This window comes from Arthrobacter sp. TJ-217 (assembly GCF_058269255.1).
Genome location: NZ_JBZCNJ010000036.1, coordinates 1 through 511 on the forward strand (window position 1 = coordinate 1; position 511 = coordinate 511).

The 511-nt window shown below is 72.6% G+C and carries 1 protein-coding gene; it reads left to right on the top strand.

Going from position 1 to position 511, the window contains the following annotated elements:
- The coding region (locus AC4D2R_RS18050) for an SDR family NAD(P)-dependent oxidoreductase (protein WP_490941479.1) at positions 1-511 on the top strand (511 nt) is incomplete at both ends.

Consider the following 511-nt stretch of genomic DNA (forward strand, 5'->3'; position numbering starts at 1 on the left):
CCGGCAAGACCGCCCTCGTCACCGGCGGCTCCCGCGGCATCGGAGCCGGCATCGCCCGCTCCCTGGCCGCCCGGGGCGCCACCGTCGCCCTGACCTACTGGAACTCCCCCGGCCCCGCCGAGGCCCTGGTCGCCGAGATCACCGCCGCCGGCGGCAAGGCCGTGGCCGTGCGCGCCAACAACGCCGACCCCGACGCCGCCCGCCGGGGCGTCCGGGACGCCGTGGCCGCCCTGGGCTCCCTGGACATCCTGGTCAACAACGCCGGCGGCGGCTGGTTCGAACCCTTCACCGAAACCCCGGATGAGCACATCGAGGCCACCATCGACCTCAATATCCGCGGCACCGTCTACACCACCCAGGAAGCCCTCAAGCACCTTCCCGACGGCGGCCGGATCATCACCATCGGCTCCATCAACGCCGTCAGCATCCCCTTCACCGGAGGTGCGATCTACGGCATGAGCAAGGCCGCCCTCGTCGGCTTCACCAAGGGCCTGGCCCGCGACCTCGGGGC